Annotated in this window: 15 protein-coding genes; 10 read left to right on the forward strand and 5 right to left on the reverse strand. The window is 61.6% G+C overall.

Annotation, left to right across the window (positions count from 1 at the left end):
* The first annotated feature begins 22 nt into the window (after nucleotides 1-22).
* Genes HU760_RS05555 through HU760_RS05565 form a run of 3 tightly spaced genes read left to right on the forward strand, consistent with a single transcriptional unit; the run spans nucleotide 23 to nucleotide 2,393 of the window.
* The gene (locus HU760_RS05555) at nucleotides 23-604 is read left to right on the forward strand and encodes a YceI family protein (RefSeq protein ID WP_186675100.1); all 582 of its coding nucleotides are present in this window, start codon (nucleotides 23-25) and stop codon (nucleotides 602-604) included.
* 1 nt (nucleotide 605) lies between these two features.
* A complete protein-coding gene (locus HU760_RS05560; protein WP_186675099.1) occupies nucleotides 606-1,763 on the forward strand; it encodes a phospholipase D-like domain-containing protein in 1,158 nt (385 codons plus the stop codon).
* A 51-nt stretch (nucleotides 1,764-1,814) separates the two neighbouring features.
* Nucleotides 1,815-2,393: a DJ-1/PfpI family protein gene (locus HU760_RS05565; RefSeq protein ID WP_186675098.1), complete on the forward strand. Its 579-nt coding sequence runs from the start codon at nucleotides 1,815-1,817 to the stop codon at nucleotides 2,391-2,393.
* Nucleotides 2,394-2,511: 118 nt separating this feature from the next.
* Here the strand turns inward: HU760_RS05565 and HU760_RS05570 are convergent, their stop codons facing one another.
* Nucleotides 2,512-2,910 carry a nuclear transport factor 2 family protein gene (locus tag HU760_RS05570; protein WP_186675097.1) on the reverse strand — a complete coding sequence of 133 codons (399 nt, stop codon included), beginning with the start codon at nucleotides 2,908-2,910 and terminating at the stop codon, nucleotides 2,512-2,514.
* Between the two features lie 115 nt (nucleotides 2,911-3,025).
* Here HU760_RS05570 and HU760_RS05575 point away from each other — a divergent pair, with 115 nt between their 5' ends.
* The gene (locus HU760_RS05575) at nucleotides 3,026-3,616 is read left to right on the forward strand and encodes a GNAT family N-acetyltransferase (RefSeq protein WP_186675096.1); all 591 of its coding nucleotides are present in this window, start codon (nucleotides 3,026-3,028) and stop codon (nucleotides 3,614-3,616) included.
* Complete coding sequence (locus HU760_RS05580; protein ID WP_186675095.1) at nucleotides 3,613-4,485, forward strand: carbon-nitrogen hydrolase family protein; 873 nt, start codon at nucleotides 3,613-3,615, stop codon at nucleotides 4,483-4,485. Before HU760_RS05575 ends, HU760_RS05580 begins: the two co-directional genes overlap by 4 nt.
* A gap of 60 nt (nucleotides 4,486-4,545) precedes the next feature.
* Here the strand turns inward: HU760_RS05580 and HU760_RS05585 are convergent, their stop codons facing one another.
* Both HU760_RS05585 and HU760_RS05590 read right to left on the reverse strand, forming a co-directional pair.
* On the reverse strand, nucleotides 4,546-6,069 hold the full coding sequence (locus HU760_RS05585) for a fumarate hydratase (RefSeq protein ID WP_186675094.1): 1,524 nt from the start codon (nucleotides 6,067-6,069) through the stop codon (nucleotides 4,546-4,548).
* A gap of 310 nt (nucleotides 6,070-6,379) precedes the next feature.
* Nucleotides 6,380-7,645, reverse strand: a complete 1,266-nt coding sequence (locus tag HU760_RS05590) for a hypothetical protein (RefSeq protein WP_186675093.1) — start codon at nucleotides 7,643-7,645, stop codon at nucleotides 6,380-6,382.
* A 191-nt stretch (nucleotides 7,646-7,836) separates the two neighbouring features.
* Between HU760_RS05590 and HU760_RS05595 the strand changes: the two genes are divergently transcribed.
* Nucleotides 7,837-8,757: an iron-sulfur-binding ferredoxin reductase gene (locus tag HU760_RS05595; RefSeq protein ID WP_186675092.1), complete on the forward strand. Its 921-nt coding sequence runs from the start codon at nucleotides 7,837-7,839 to the stop codon at nucleotides 8,755-8,757.
* Between the two features lie 138 nt (nucleotides 8,758-8,895).
* Here the strand turns inward: HU760_RS05595 and pyk are convergent, their stop codons facing one another.
* Nucleotides 8,896-10,350, reverse strand: a complete 1,455-nt coding sequence (gene pyk, locus HU760_RS05600) for a pyruvate kinase (protein ID WP_186675091.1) — start codon at nucleotides 10,348-10,350, stop codon at nucleotides 8,896-8,898.
* A gap of 215 nt (nucleotides 10,351-10,565) precedes the next feature.
* On the opposite strand from pyk, the gene HU760_RS05605 reads away from it, so the two are divergent.
* The 3 genes from HU760_RS05605 (at nucleotide 10,566) to sbcB (ending at nucleotide 12,907) form a co-directional block, all read left to right on the forward strand.
* Nucleotides 10,566-10,949 carry a tol-pal system YbgF family protein gene (locus HU760_RS05605; protein WP_186675090.1) on the forward strand — a complete coding sequence of 128 codons (384 nt, stop codon included), beginning with the start codon at nucleotides 10,566-10,568 and terminating at the stop codon, nucleotides 10,947-10,949.
* A 123-nt stretch (nucleotides 10,950-11,072) separates the two neighbouring features.
* Nucleotides 11,073-11,432 (forward strand): PilZ domain-containing protein, encoded by a 360-nt coding sequence (locus tag HU760_RS05610; RefSeq protein WP_186675089.1) that lies wholly within the window; start codon nucleotides 11,073-11,075, stop codon nucleotides 11,430-11,432.
* Nucleotides 11,433-11,473: 41 nt separating this feature from the next.
* A complete protein-coding gene (gene sbcB, locus HU760_RS05615; protein ID WP_186675088.1) occupies nucleotides 11,474-12,907 on the forward strand; it encodes an exodeoxyribonuclease I in 1,434 nt (477 codons plus the stop codon).
* 83 nt (nucleotides 12,908-12,990) lie between these two features.
* Here the strand turns inward: sbcB and mvaT are convergent, their stop codons facing one another.
* A complete protein-coding gene (gene mvaT / locus HU760_RS05620) occupies nucleotides 12,991-13,368 on the reverse strand; it encodes a histone-like nucleoid-structuring protein MvaT (protein WP_186675087.1) in 378 nt (125 codons plus the stop codon).
* A 282-nt stretch (nucleotides 13,369-13,650) separates the two neighbouring features.
* Here mvaT and purU point away from each other — a divergent pair, with 282 nt between their 5' ends.
* A complete protein-coding gene (gene purU, locus HU760_RS05625; protein WP_186675086.1) occupies nucleotides 13,651-14,502 on the forward strand; it encodes a formyltetrahydrofolate deformylase in 852 nt (283 codons plus the stop codon).
* Nucleotides 14,503-14,616 lie beyond the last annotated feature (114 nt).

A 14,616-nucleotide genomic window follows, 5' to 3' on the forward strand; every position in this document is an offset into this window, starting at 1 on the left:
GCCTGGTTTCACGAGATCCGTCATGTTCAAGCTGCCCCGTCTGCTACCCACCTTGCTGCTGGCTTTTTGCCTACCTGCCCACGCCAACTGGCACCTCGATGGCGAGTCGTCGCGTCTGTCGTTCATAACTGGCAAGAACGGTGACAGCGCCGAAGTGCATCGTTTTCTGGTGCTGCATGGCACCGTCGACCGCAAGGGCGTGGCTGGGCTCAGCATCGAGATGGATTCGGTGAGCAGCGGCATTCCCCAGCGTGACGAACGCATGCGCGAGGACCTGTTCGAGGTCGAGCGTTTCGCCGAAGCCAAGGTGCAGGCGCAACTGGACCTGCGGCCGATAAACGACCTGGCCAATGGCGCCCAGGTCGAGTTGCGCTTGCCGCTGAGCGTGACCTTGCACGGCCAGTCCCACAGCTACAACGCCCTGCTGCTGGCCACCCGCCTGGACGAGCGACGCTTCCAGGTGGTGACCCTCGAGCCCCTGGTGCTGCGCGCCGAGGATTTCGGCCTGCTGCCAGGGCTGCAACGCCTGCGCAAGTTCGCTGGGCTCAAGTCCATCAACCCGTCGGTACCGGTGAGTGCGGTGCTGATCTTCACCGCCCGCTGACATGGCCGGGCCAGTCTTCCCCTGGCGGGATGGCAACCACTTCGAACTGCTGATCGACGGGCCCGAGTTCTTTCCGCGCATGCTCCTGGCGATCATGCGCGCCGAGTTCCAGATTGACCTGGAACTGTACCTGGTCGAGGCCGGCGACTGCGCAGATACGGTGGTCGAAGCCCTTGAGCGGGCGGCGCTTCGCGGTGTGCGGGTACGCTGCCTGTTCGACGACTATGGCTCGTTGGCCTTCAACAGCAAGTTGCGCCAGCGCCTGCTGGATGCCGGTGTGTATCTGCGCTGGTACAACCGCCTGCGCTGGAAGCGCGGCCTGCGCAACCTGTACCGCGATCACCGCAAGCTGCTGCTGGTAGACCAATGTTGGGCAGTGGTGGGTGGCACTGGTGTCACCGACGAATTCTGGACGCCGGGCGAGGCGACCAGTGAATGGCACGAAGTGATGGTGCAGATGCAGGGGCCGGTGGTGCACGACTGGCAGTTGCTGTTCGACCGCCAGTGGCACGCCAACAACCGCCGCACCGCCTGGCGCCCTGCCGAAGGCTTTGGCCTGCCGCGCCTGCCCAAGGTACCTGCGCAGGGGCAGGGCATGGGGCGGGTGGCCTATGCCGACGCCCGCCAGCACCAGGACATCCTCCATTCGCTGGTACGCGCGATCAACAGCGGCAAGCGCCGGGTGTGGCTGGCTACGCCTTACTTCCTGCCAACCTGGAGCGTGCGCCGCTCGCTACGCCGGGCCGCTGGCAAGGGGGTCGATGTGCGCTTGCTGCTGACCGGTCCACGCACCGACCACCCTTCGGTGCGTTACGCAGGGCACCGCTATTATCCTCGGCTGTTGCGCGCCGGGGTGCGCATCTACGAATACCAGCCGTGTTTCCTGCACCTGAAAATGGTGCTGATCGACGACTGGGTCAGTATCGGTTCGTGCAACTTCGATCACTGGAACCTGCGCTTCAATCTCGAGGCCAATATCGAGGCTCTCGACCCGCCGCTGACGGCTGCCGTGCAAGCCAGCTTCGAGCGCGACTTCGCCTTGAGCGAGGTGGTCGACCTTGGTCACTGGCATGCCCGGCCGCTATGGCGCCGGGTGAAGCAACGGGTGTGGGGTTGGCTGGACCGCTTGGTGGTGAACTTGCTCGACCGTCGCGACTGAGACCGGCTATCGTGCAGTGACTGTCTCTAGGCAATCGAAGGAGTGGGTGCGATGACGGCTAAGAAAATTCTCATGTTGGTCGGCGACTACGTCGAAGATTACGAAGTCATGGTGCCGTTCCAGGCGCTGAGCATGGTCGGGCACACGGTGCATGCGGTATGCCCGGAAAAGGTCGCGGGGCAGACGGTGCGTACCGCGATTCATGATTTCGAGGGCGAACAGACCTACAGCGAAAAGCCGGGGCACAACTTTGCCTTGAATTATGACTTCGTGCGTGTACGGCCCGAGAGCTACGACGCGCTGCTGATCCCGGGTGGTCGTGCGCCAGAGTACCTGCGCCTGGATGAAAAGGTGCTGGAGCTGGTACGCGCATTCAACCAGGCCGGCAAGCCGATCGCGGCGGTATGCCATGGTGCCCAGTTGCTGGCGGCGGCCGGCGTGCTGGAAGGGCGCGAATGCAGTGCGTACCCGGCGTGTGCCCCGGAAGTGCGCTTGGCGGGCGGGACATTCATCGATATCGCGGTGGACCAGGCGCATGTGGACGGCAACCTGGTGACGGCACCGGCATGGCCGGCGCATCCGGCGTGGTTGGCGGCATTCCTCAAGGTGCTTGGTACCCGTATTGCCTGACAGGGCCTCTTCGCGGGCATGCCCGCTCCCACATGTACCTCACTGCTCTCAAGTTGTGTGGGATCACGGTGGGAGCGGGCGAGCCCGCGAACAGGCCAGCACAGGCAATACACCCTAATCAGGCCACCTGCTCAACCCAGTCATTGAGGTTGTAGTAGTTGGTCACCCGGGCAATCTTGCCGCAGTGGATATAGAAAAACGCCCCCGCCGGCAGCACGTAGGTCTGCCCGTTGGCCGGCGGCAAGCCTTCGTCATCGGCCAGGTATTCGCCATGCACGGTGAACTCCGCCGCCGCCCGGCTGCCGTCGGCGTTCTGCATCACCACGATGTCGGCCAGGCGTTCGCGGTAGCAACGGTTCATCTTGTCCATGAACGCGGCAAACCGTGCCTTGCCCATCTGCCGTTCACCCTGGTTGATGTCGTGGATCACGTCCTCGCTGAGCAGGGCGAGAAAGGCTGGCATATCGCCGGCGTTGAAAGCCGCGTAGTACGCATTTACCAGTTCGGTAGCGGTCATGGAACAATACCTGTCGTTGAGGGAAAAGGCGGGTCGTGGGTCCGGATGATAGGGTTTCCCCTCAAGCCCGGCTTAGCCGAGCGCGTCATCCACATCGACAAAACGACCGCCAAGCATGGAAATACGCCTGTTGCACGGCGCCGCTATCGCGCCTTACATCGATGACCTCGCTCGCCTGCGCCTGACCGTGTTTCGCGAGTTTCCCTACCTTTATGACGGCACCCCGGAGTACGAGGCCGACTACCTGGCCACCTATGCCCGGTCCGGGCGCAGCCTGGTGGTGCTGGCGCTGGACGACGGCAAGGTGGTGGGCGCCTCCACCGGCCTGCCGCTGGTGGATGTCGGCGCCGAATTCCAGCAGCCATTCCTGGCCCAGGGGCGCGACCCGGCCAGCGTGTACTACTTCGGTGAGTCGGTGGTACTGCCGGAGTACCGTGGCCAAGGCCTTGGGGTGCGCTTTTTCATCGAGCGCGAATCCTACGCGCACAAACTGGCCGAGTTCGATTACTGCGCGTTCTGCGCGGTGGAGCGGCCCGGCGTGCACCCGCGGCGACCTGCGGACTACAAACCCCTGCATGGCTTCTGGCGTAATCGCGGCTTCCTGCACGACCCGTCGCTGCGCACCCGCTACGCCTGGCGTGACCTGGACGAAGCAGAAAGCTCCGACAAACTGATGTCGTTCTGGCTCAAGGAACTGCCGATATGATCCGCCTGGCGGCCTGCCAGTACGCGATCGAGCTGCATGAAACCTGGGACGCCTACGCCGAGCACCTGCGAGGCCTGTGCGCCGAGGCCGCAGCGGCGGGGGCGCGCCTGCTGCTGTTGCCGGAGTACGCCGGGCTGGTGCTCAGTGGGCAGTTGCCGGCCGAGCAGCGGGGCGACCTGAAGGCCTCGATTGCCGGTATCCAGCCGCTGATCGAGCCGTGGCTGGCGCTGTGCGAGGGCATTGCCCGGCATTGGCAGATCTATCTGCAGCCCGGCAGCCTGCCGGTGCATGATACCGATGGGCAGTACCGCAACCGTGCCTGGCTGTTCGGCCCCGAGGGCGTGCTGGGTTACCAGGACAAGCTGATGATGACCCGTTTCGAGCGCGAGCAGTGGGACATCGCCGCAGGCCAGGGGGTGCAGGTGTTCGATACCGAGCTGGGGCGCCTGGGAATCCTGATCTGCTACGACAATGAGTTTCCGATGCTGGCCCGGCGCCTGGCCGAGGAAGGGGCCGACCTGATCCTGGCGCCGAGCTGTACCGACACCGAGGCGGGTTATCACCGGGTGCGCATTGGTGCGCAGGCGCGGGCACTGGAGAACCAGATTGCGGTATTGCAGAGCCCCACGGTCGGGCTGGCACCCTGGTCGCCGGCGCTGGACGAGAATATCGGCCGGGCAGGGTTGTTCGTGCCACCGGATCATGGCATGCCGGGGGACGGGGTGGTGGCGCTGAGTGAGGAACTGAGCCCGGCCTGCAGCCAGTGGCTGCTGTGCGAGGTGGACCTGGAAGAGGTACGGCGGGTGAGACGGGAAGGGCAGGTGTTTACCCGCAGGGACTGGCCCGAGCAGTTTGCCAGAGTCCAGTGAAAACAGTGCCGGCCTCCTGGCGGGCGAGCCCGCGAGGAAGCCGACACGTCTACATCAGGCTTACTTCACTTCGACTGCCAGGCTCTCGGCAATCTTGCTCTGCCACAGGGCAGGGCCAGTGATGTGTACCGACTCACCGTTGCTGTCCACGGCGACGGTCACCGGCATGTCCTTGACCTCGAACTCGTAGATCGCTTCCATGCCCAGCTCGGCGAAGGCCAGGACCTTCGACTTGCGGATGGCCTGGGCCACCAGGTAGGCGGCGCCGCCGACGGCCATCAGGTACACGGCCTTGTTGTCCTTGATCGCTTCGATGGCGGCAGGGCCGCGCTCGGACTTGCCGATCATGCCCAGCAGGCCAGTCTGTTCGAGGATCTGGCGAGTGAACTTGTCCATGCGGGTGGCGGTGGTCGGGCCGGCCGGGCCTACCACTTCGTCACCCACCGGGTCGACCGGGCCGACGTAGTAGATGAAGCGGCCTTTCAGGTCTACCGGCAGCTCTTCGCCACGGTTGAGCATCTCGACCATGCGCTTGTGCGCGGCATCGCGGCCGGTCAGCATCTTGCCGTTCAGCAGGATGGTCTCGCCCGGTTTCCAGCTGGCGACTTCTTCCGGGGTGATGGCGTCGAGGTTCACGCGACGGGCGCTCGGGCCGGCTTCCCAGACGATTTCCGGGTAGGCGTCCAGCGACGGCGCTTCCAGCTCGGCCGGGCCGGAACCATCGAGCACGAAGTGGGCGTGGCGGGTGGCGGCGCAGTTGGGGATCATGCACACCGGCAGCGAAGCGGCGTGGGTCGGGTAATCCATGATCTTGACGTCGAGCACGGTGGTCAGGCCACCCAGGCCCTGGGCGCCGATGCCCAGCTGGTTGACCTTCTCGAACAGCTCCAGACGGATTTCTTCCAGGCGGTTCTGCGGGCCACGGGCTTTCAGTTCGTGAATGTCGATGGATTCCATCAACACTTCCTTGGCCATGACTGCGGCCTTCTCGGCGGTACCGCCGATGCCGATGCCGAGCATGCCAGGTGGGCACCAGCCAGCGCCCATGGTCGGCACGGTCTTCAGGACCCAGTCGACGATCGAGTCGGACGGGTTGAGCATGGCCATCTTCGACTTGTTCTCCGAGCCGCCGCCCTTGGCTGCGACATCGACCTCGACCTTGTTGCCGGGGACGATGGAGTAGTGGATCACTGCCGGGGTGTTGTCCTTGGTGTTCTTGCGGGCACCGGCCGGGTCGGCCAGGATCGAAGCGCGCAGCACGTTTTCAGGCAGGTTGTAGGCGCGACGCACACCTTCGTTGATCATGTCGTCGACGCTCATGGTGGCGCCGTCCCAGCGCACGTCCATGCCCACGCGGATGAACACGGTGACGATACCGGTGTCCTGGCAGATCGGGCGGTGGCCGGTGGCGCACATGCGCGAGTTGATCAGGATCTGGGCGATGGAATCGCGCGCGGCGGGCGATTCTTCACGCAGATAGGCCTCGTGCATGGCCTGGATGAAATCGACGGGGTGGTAGTACGAAATGAATTGCAGGGCGTCGGCGACGCTCTGAATCAGGTCGTCTTGCTTGATCACGGTCATGCAGCGCGCTCCTCTTAAAGACGGGAACATTCATAGAGACGCTCGACGGTGCCGACCAGCATGTCGAAACGCCTTGCAAAGGCGCGCCGGCGGCATGGCCGACGCAAAAAAGGCGCGGCAGTATAGCGTGCCTCTCGGTGTGAAACACCTGCGTGTGGTCTGGACCATGGTCGGCCGTGGATAGGCATCGCTTTTGCTGACGTTGGCTGGTGTGGATGTGGCCCTGGCGCTTGATGCTTTCTGTCACGATCAAAAGAAAGAGCCCTGAGAGTTTCGTCAAAGGGCTCAAGTCAAAAAACGTATTGCAACCTTACTGGTTGGTGCGCAGGCGTACTACGAAAGGTTGTGTGGGGCTATCAAGTTGGGCAATTCCACACGCCAGCACTGCCCCAGTGTCATCGCGTTCGCAGCCAAGCGGCAAGGTGAATCTTTGCACGGTGACTGTGCCATAGCCGTCCTCGGCAAAGCTTAGGTCGATCCGCCCTTTCGTATCGTAACGAGCGATGAGCATAGGGAAGTTATTGTCTTTGGATAGCACACCGATAGGGACCAAGTTGGGTGAAGGTTGGTCACTATAGGTGATGCATTCCCATTTAACGGAGCCGCCTGGGTTGAGGGGGGATGAATCAAAACTCTCATCAATTTCTCCGCACGGAGTCAAGGCGACGAGCAAGTTTTGAAGGGATGGGCCGTTGCCGCAGGCAACCAAAGATTTGTCAGGCAGCACTACGAAGTCGGCAAGGCTGGTGAGCTGATCAGTAAAGAATCCGAACCCTTTTTCGCCGAAGGTTTTATCATATTCGCCATCATGCGTTAATTTAATGGCAAGTGCATTAACGTTGCCTTCAAGCCCTTGCTGAAGGTGACCGCCTACTAAAATGCATGTTTCGTCCACATGCAGCGTGGTCGCATGGCTGAAATCGAGAGCACTGCGTATGAGATACCTGTAGCCTGTCTTGTTGAAAGATAGGTCAAGCTTCCCATTTCTCAGGTATTTCAGGATGATGGCCAGGCCTCCTCTTGAATCGTTTGCTAGAACATAAAAAGAGCCGTCGGCTCCGTGGGCGGTTACTTTTGCAGCGTGTTTTGGCGCCTCAACGGACTGCTGACTGTTGAAGAGATCAGGGGCGCGAACGCGTGGCGGGGCAGGTGGGGTGCCTGGAACAAGCTCGGTTGGTTCTATCACGACAAAGCCATTGCTACCAAATTGATCATCCAGTACTCCGTCGTTGGTGAAACACGCCAAAGCTGCTCTGGAACCATAGAAAGTGTTATCGGTTGTCGACCCGACGAGCAGGAGTCTATCGTTGTCCAGTGCCAGGAGGTGTTCGCTGCGTGATAAATATTCTTCTTTGAAAGTTCCCGTTACCAAACCCGTGCCGTTGCTGCCGAAATGCTTGTCCAGAAGATTATTTTGATCAAGCCTGAACAGGGCAAATTCGCCAGAGGTACTGGCTGCAAAAATTCGCCCTTTCGTTGTCTTTAATGACGCGTGAACTGAAGTAATTGGGGAGGGCGGGGTGAAAATACCGCCCTCGGCAAACTCAGGGTCGAGGAGCTTGTTTGTCTTGATCATTATGTTCTCCGTAAAGAGTGGTGGTTGAACATAATTTACGGATTATTTCGCTGGTATCTACTGGCAAAAATGACAGGTGACCTTTGAAAGGGCTGAGCCTAAGGTGCGGGGGGGAAAAGGAATTGACGTATTTTGCTGCATTCGAATACTTGGCGTACAGTTGTAGCCCGACACTTACAGAATAATCAATCATGCCCGAACTTTACGTGGGCGAGCGCCGCTGGACGGTGCCGACCGGCAGCAACCTGCTCGATGCCCTGAACGGGGCAGGGTTGAACGTGCCTTACAGTTGCCGCGCCGGCAGCTGCCATGCCTGCCTGGTACATTGCCTGGATGGTCAGCCGTTGGATGCCCGGCCCGAGGCCCTGGCGCTGGACAAGCATGCCCAGGGGTGGCGTCTGGCGTGCCAGTGTCGGGTGGTCGAGGACCTGCGTGTGGCGCTGTTCGACCCGCAGCAGGATGGCGTGGCGGCCGAGGTCTGTGCGCTGGATTGGTTCGGCGATGTGCTGCGCTTGCGCTTGCGCCCCGAGCGGACGGTGCGTTACCAGGCCGGGCAGCATGTGGTGCTGTGGCTTGCTGCGGTCGCGCGGCCCTATTCGCTGGCCAGCCTGCCGGGTGAGGACGATTTCCTCGAGTTCCATATCGACTGCCAGCGCCCTGGCGCCTTTTGTGACAAGGCTCGCGGCTTGCAGCTGGGTGATGTGTTGCGCCTGGGGGAATTCCGGGGCGGCGCCTTGCATTACGACCCGGACTGGCAGGACCGGCCACTGTGGTTGCTGGCGGCTGGCACCGGGCTGGCGCCGTTGTGGGGCATCCTGCGCGAAGCGTTGCGGCAGGGGCATCGGGGTGAGATTCGGCTGTTGCATGTGGCGCGGGATCAGTCAGGGCACTACCTGGCGGAGCCGTTGTTGCAGTTGCCTGGAGTTGATGTCGAACTGGTGCTGGCGGAGCAGCTGGAGGAGGTTCTGGCCGGCTTGCGGCCGTCATCGCGGCAGACGCTGGCGCTGCTGTGCGGGGCGCCGGCGAGTGTCGAGCGGTTTGCCCGGCGGCTGTTCATTGCCGGGGTGCCGCGGGGGCAGGTGTTTGCCGATGTGTTCGTCGAGCATGCCTGATGCTTTTTTGTGGATTGTGCCGCCCCTTTCGCGGGCACGCCCGCTGCCACAGGTACAGCGCTAGCCTCAAGCTTGGCGCGCATCCTGTGGGAGCGGGCGTGCCCGCGAAAGGGCCGCAAAGCGGCCCCGTGGAGCGGATCAACCGACCAGCGGATCACCCACGTGCAGGATCTTCATGCCATTGGTGCCACCGATGGTGTGGTAGCTGTCACCCTTGGTCAGGATCACCCAGTCACCTTGTTCGACAAGGCCACGCTTGAGCAGCTCGTCGACCGCCGCCTGGCTTACCTTGTCGGCCGGCAGCGAAGCCGGGTCGAAGGCGATCGGGTACACGCCACGGAACATCGAGGCGCGAGCCTGGGTGGCGCGGTGCGGCGACAGGGCGAAGATCGGCACGTGCGAACGCAGGCGCGACATGATCAGCGGAGTGTAGCCACTCTCGGTCAGGGCGATGATCGCCTTCACGCCGGGGAAGTGGTTGGCGGTGTACATGGCCGCCAGGGCGATGCTTTCGTCGCAGCGCTCGAAGGTGGTGTGCAGGCGGTGGCTGGACTTCTGGCTGGTCGGGTGCTTTTCGGCACCCAGGCAGATACGGGCCATGGCCTGAACGGCTTCGATCGGGTAGGCACCGGCAGCACTTTCTGCCGACAGCATCACCGCGTCGGTGTTGTCCAGCACGGCGTTGGCCACGTCGGACACTTCGGCACGGGTCGGCATCGGGTTCTGGATCATCGACTCCATCATCTGGGTCGCCACGATCACCGCCTTGTTGTTGCGGCGGGCGTGCTGGATGATCTTTTTCTGGATGGCGATCAGCTCGGCGTCGCCGATTTCCACGCCCAGGTCACCACGAGCGACCATCACGGCGTCGGAGGCGGCGATCAGCTTGTCGAGGGTCTCGTCGTCGGCAACGGCTTCTGCGCGTTCGATCTTGGCCACCAGCCAGGCGCTGCCGCCGGCCTCGTCACGCAGCTTGCGTGCATATTCCATGTCGCTGGCGTCACGCGGGAAGGACACGGCCAGGTAGTCCAGGTCCATTTCCGCGGCCAGCTTGATGTCGGCCTTGTCTTTTTCGGTCAGAGCCGGTGCGGTCAGGCCGCCACCTTTACGGTTGATACCCTTGTGGTCCGACAGCGGGCCGCCGATGATCACCACGCAGTGCAGGGCGTCTGCGGTGGCGGTTTCGACGCGCATGACCACGCGGCCATCGTCGAGCAGCAGTTCGTCGCCGACGCCGCAGTCCTTGACCAGGTCGGGGTAGTCGATACCGACGATGTCCTGGTTGCCTTCGGTCAGCGGGTGGGCGGTGGAGAAGGTGAACTTGTCACCGATCTTCAATTCGATGCGCTTGTTGGCGAACTTGGCAATGCGGATCTTCGGACCCTGCAGGTCACCCAGCAGCGCGACATGGCGGCCATTCTTGGCGGCGATGTCACGGATCAGGCGGGCGCGGGCCTTGTGCTCGTCCGGGGTGCCGTGGGAGAAGTTCAGGCGTGCCACGTCCAGGCCGGCGAGGATCAGCTGTTCGATCACTTCCGGCGAATTGCTGGCGGGGCCAAGGGTGGCGACGATTTTGGTACGGCGGATGGTCATGCACAGACTCCTATAGTGAAGCGCAGCGAAAGGCTACTCCTGAATCTCGCTGTAGTCATTGTTCCGTTGCACTACCTGCGACTTCCTGGGTAGGGCAGCTGCAAGCTAGCAGCGGCAGGCTACAGATTGAGGCGCGGGCGCAACGGGCGCTGATTTTCCTGGTGCTGAAGAAAAACCGGCCGCGGCCGATATACTGGCCATCAAAGGAGATCCCCATGCGCGCCCTGATCGTTTTTGCCCTGGCTGCCAGCGTCGTCGGCTGTACCCGCTGGTCGATGGACCATCACCTGAACAACGCCTACCGCGCCTACGACCGTGGCGACTGCCAGCGGGTCATGCTCGAGTTGTCGCAAGTCGACCGCACCAGCCGTGCGCGGCCGTTCATCCACCCCGAAGTGTCGCTGCTGCGTGGCCAGTGCCTGGAGCGCCAGGCGCTGTACGTGGATGCTGCGCAGACCTACCAGTACCTGATCCAGCAGTATCCGGGCAACGAGTATGCCTATCGCGCCCAGGCGCGCCTGCAGACCCTGGAAAAACTGGGCCATCTGCGCGGTGAAGCGGCTGTGGCCAGCCCGGTGAAAACCGCACCTTGGCGTTAACACCAAGGTGTGATTTATTTCACGAGATTTGCTGCGTGCACTGCGCTAATCTGTAAATCAGCTGTTACAACAACCGCCAGTTCATCGTATTCCTGGCCCCTGGGTACGGACTGCACTGCGATCATGTTCACCAAGCGCTACATAGAACGTCATCAGCTGCCATGTGTTCTCAAGGTGTTCAACCGTTTTACCGGCCAGGTCATCGGCCAGCTGGGTAACGCCTCCGAAGACGGGCTGATGCTGATCAGCCAACTACCTGTGCTGGTAGGGCCCGACTACGAATTGCAATTGCGCTTGCCGTTGGTCGGCGGCGGGCTTCAGTTCGTCAACCTGACTGCCAGTTGCCTGTGGTGCCGCGAAGACCAGACGCCCGGGCACTACGATTCGGGTTTCATGCTGCTGCAAACGCCCCGCGAGTACGATGAGTTCGTCAGGTCGTTGCGCGACTATTTCAGTTTTCTTCCCGCCAACGCTTCGGTCTGAGGCTGCGCTAGAATCGGTCGACCTCGATACAGGACGACCCCGTGACCTCCAGCATTTTCTGGCACGACTACGAAACTACCGGCATCAACCCCCGCTGCGACCGGCCGTTGCAGGTGGCCGGTGTGCGCACCGACTTCGACCTCAATGAAATCGACGAGCCGATCAGCCTTTATTGCCGGCCCTCCGACGACATCCTGCCGCACCCGGCCGCCTGTCTGGTGACCGGCATCACGCCGCAGCAACTGGCTGAACAAGGGCTGTGCGAAGCCGAATTCATGACCCGGGTGCATGAGCAGCTGGCCCGACCAGGCACCTGTGGCGCTGGCTACAATACCCTGCGCTTCGACGACGAAGTGACCCGCTACAGCCTGTACCGCAACTTCTTCGACCCCTATGCCCGTGAGTGGCAGGGCGGCAACAGCCGCTGGGACCTTATCGACATCGTGCGCACGGCGTACGCCCTGCGCCCTGATGGTATCGAATGGCCGCAGCAGGACGGGCGCGTCAGCCTGCGCCTGGAACTGCTGAGCAAGGCCAATGGCATCGACCATGGTCATGCCCATGAAGCGCTTTCCGACGTGCGGGCAACCATCGCCCTGGCCCGGCTGATACGGCAGAAACAGCCGAAGTTGTATGACTGGCTGTTCCAGTTGCGCAGCAAGCATAAAGTCATGGAACAGGTCCGTTTGCTGCAGCCACTGGTACATATATCCGGGCGCTTTTCGGCGGCACGCAACTACCTGGGTGTCGTATTGCCACTGGCATGGCACCCGCGTAATCGCAATGCACTGGTTGTCTGCGACTTGCATCAGGAAACCCTACCTTTAATACGGGAAAGTGCTGAAGTTTTACGCCAGCGCTTGTATACCCGTCATGAACAACTGGCCGAGGGCGAACTACCCGTGCCGTTGAAGCTGGTGCAGATCAACCGCTGCCCGGTACTGGCGCCATTGTCGGTACTGCGCCCGGCCGATCAACAACGGTTGGGCCTGGACTTGGCCTCGTTGCAATTGCGCGGCGAAGAACTGGCCAGGCAACAGTTGCAATGGCAAGACAAACTGGAACACATCTACGGCCAGGAAGACTTGGCCCCGAACGATGACCCGGAACAACGGTTGTATGAAGGATTTCTCGGCGACCGTGACCGCCGCTTATGCGAGCAAGTTCGTGCGCTGGAGCCTGCGCAGTTGGGCCGTGGGCACTGGATGTTCGACGACCCGCGCTTGCCGGAACTGTTATTCCGCTACCGCGCGCGCAACTTCCCCGACACATTGAGCAGTGAAGAGCGGCAACGCTGGTTCGGCTTTTGCCAGCAGCGCCTGAGCGACCCGAAATGGGGCGCGCCGAATACCTTGGGCGACTTCGAACAGGCGCGACAGCAGGCCTGGGTGAGCGCTGACGAGGCCGGGCGGCGTGTGCTGGAGGCCTGGCGTGAGCATGCCCGGCAGTTGCAGGCCCGGTTTGCAATTGGCTGAGTGCCAGGGAAAACGCAGGAAAACAAAAACGCCGGCAGGTGCCGGCGTTCTTGATGCGATAAGCAACAGGCGTATACGGACAATCAGTCCAGCAGGGTCGCCCAGCTTTCAACCACATCGCCACCCCATTTGGCTTTCCACTCTTTCAGCGTCTTGTGGTTGCCGCCTTTGGTTTCAATCACTTCATTGTTGTGCGGGTTTTTGTATTGCTTGACCTTGCGCGCACGCTTGGTGCCGGTAGTCTTGACTGCGCCGCGAGGCGCCTTGCTCAGTTTCGAGTCGGGGTCGAGCAGGGCAATCACGTCGCGCAGCGACTTGGAGTATTCGCCCATCAGGTTGCGCAGTTTGCCTTCGAACTCCAGTTCTTTCTTCAGCTTGTCATCCTGCGACAGATTGGCCAGGCGAGCTTGAAGTTCCTTGATGGCCTCTTCGGTGGCGCGGTACTCGTTGATCAGGGACATGGAGTGTTCCTTAATGCGTGTTCAGAAATGTGTGGCTCAATAATAGACAGGCGATACGCTCAAGTAAATATATTATTGAGCCGTTAACTGTTAATTAAGCTGTGACAACATTTCTCCAGGTGAACAAAAATTTACAATTAGCCCCTGCATTTGTCCTGTTTGTCAGATGCTGCGCGGGCACGCAGGGGCAGGCTCACAAGCCCGGGCGGCTGCGATCATTACTGCGTTTTTTCTGGCGGGCCGCTAGAATGAACGCCTTTGCGAAGTTCTGGAGTCTCATTCATGCGCACCTATCGTCTGGTGATCGCCTGCCCCGACCGTGTTGGCATCGTGGCGAAAGTCAGTAATTTCCTGGCCTTGTACAATGGCTGGATCAACGAAGCCAGCCATCACTCCGATGAGCAGAGTGGCTGGTTCTTCATGCGTCATGAAATTCGCGCCGAATCGCTGCCGTTCGGTATCGAAGCCTTCCGCGAGGCGTTTGCGCCGATCGCCGAAGAATTCTCCATGACCTGGCGCATCACCGACTCGGCGCAGAAAAAGCGCGTGGTGCTGATGGCCAGCCGCGAATCGCACTGCCTGGCCGACTTGCTGCACCGCTGGCACACCGATGAGCTGGACTGCGAGATCCCCTGTGTGATCTCCAACCACAACGACCTGCGCAGCATGGTCGAGTGGCATGGCATTCCGTTCTTCCATGTACCGGTCGACCCCAGGGACAAGGCACCGGCATTCGCCGAAGTGTCGCGTCTGGTGCAGGAGCACGCTGCCGATGTGGTCGTGCTGGCTCGCTACATGCAGATCCTGCCGCCGCAACTGTGCCAGGACTATGCCGAGAAAGTCATCAACATCCACCACAGCTTCCTGCCGTCGTTCGTCGGCGCCAAGCCTTACCACCAGGCCGCATTGCGCGGCGTGAAGCTGATCGGCGCGACCTGCCACTACGTCACCGAGGAGCTCGATGCCGGCCCGATCATCGAACAGGACGTGGTGCGCGTCAGCCATGCCGACAGCATCGATGACATGGTTCGCTTTGGCCGTGATGTGGAGAAGATGGTGCTGGCCCGTGGCCTGCGCTATCACCTGGAAGACCGCGTGCTGGTGCATGGCAACAAGACGGTGGTGTTCGACTGATACAGTTGGGTTGCCGTGAGGTCCTGGGGCTGCTTTGCAGCCCCCCGGCAATCTTGAGGGGGAAGACCCATGACCAGGCAGCGCAACCAACCCACCGCCGCATCCCCACCCACC

This window comes from Pseudomonas oryzicola (genome assembly GCF_014269185.2).
Taxonomy (GTDB): Bacteria; Pseudomonadota; Gammaproteobacteria; order Pseudomonadales; family Pseudomonadaceae; genus Aquipseudomonas; species Aquipseudomonas oryzicola.

Excerpts from the sequence above, each read along its gene's own strand:
- HU760_RS05560 (WP_186675099.1), top strand. The coding sequence starts at position 606 with ATGGCCGGGCCAGTCTTCCCCTGGCGGGATGGCAACCACTTCGAACTG.
- HU760_RS05605 (WP_186675090.1), top strand. The coding sequence starts at position 10,566 with ATGCGCGCCCTGATCGTTTTTGCCCTGGCTGCCAGCGTCGTCGGCTGT.
- HU760_RS05565 (WP_186675098.1), top strand. The coding sequence starts at position 1,815 with ATGACGGCTAAGAAAATTCTCATGTTGGTCGGCGACTACGTCGAAGAT.
- HU760_RS05555 (WP_186675100.1), top strand. The coding sequence starts at position 23 with ATGTTCAAGCTGCCCCGTCTGCTACCCACCTTGCTGCTGGCTTTTTGC.
- mvaT (WP_186675087.1), bottom strand. The coding sequence starts at position 13,368 with ATGTCCCTGATCAACGAGTACCGCGCCACCGAAGAGGCCATCAAGGAA.
- HU760_RS05575 (WP_186675096.1), top strand. The coding sequence starts at position 3,026 with ATGGAAATACGCCTGTTGCACGGCGCCGCTATCGCGCCTTACATCGAT.
- HU760_RS05595 (WP_186675092.1), top strand. The coding sequence starts at position 7,837 with ATGCCCGAACTTTACGTGGGCGAGCGCCGCTGGACGGTGCCGACCGGC.
- HU760_RS05580 (WP_186675095.1), top strand. The coding sequence starts at position 3,613 with ATGATCCGCCTGGCGGCCTGCCAGTACGCGATCGAGCTGCATGAAACC.
- HU760_RS05570 (WP_186675097.1), bottom strand. The coding sequence starts at position 2,910 with ATGACCGCTACCGAACTGGTAAATGCGTACTACGCGGCTTTCAACGCC.
- purU (WP_186675086.1), top strand. The coding sequence starts at position 13,651 with ATGCGCACCTATCGTCTGGTGATCGCCTGCCCCGACCGTGTTGGCATC.
- HU760_RS05610 (WP_186675089.1), top strand. The coding sequence starts at position 11,073 with ATGTTCACCAAGCGCTACATAGAACGTCATCAGCTGCCATGTGTTCTC.
- HU760_RS05585 (WP_186675094.1), bottom strand. The coding sequence starts at position 6,069 with ATGACCGTGATCAAGCAAGACGACCTGATTCAGAGCGTCGCCGACGCC.
- pyk (WP_186675091.1), bottom strand. The coding sequence starts at position 10,350 with ATGACCATCCGCCGTACCAAAATCGTCGCCACCCTTGGCCCCGCCAGC.
- HU760_RS05590 (WP_186675093.1), bottom strand. The coding sequence starts at position 7,645 with ATGATCAAGACAAACAAGCTCCTCGACCCTGAGTTTGCCGAGGGCGGT.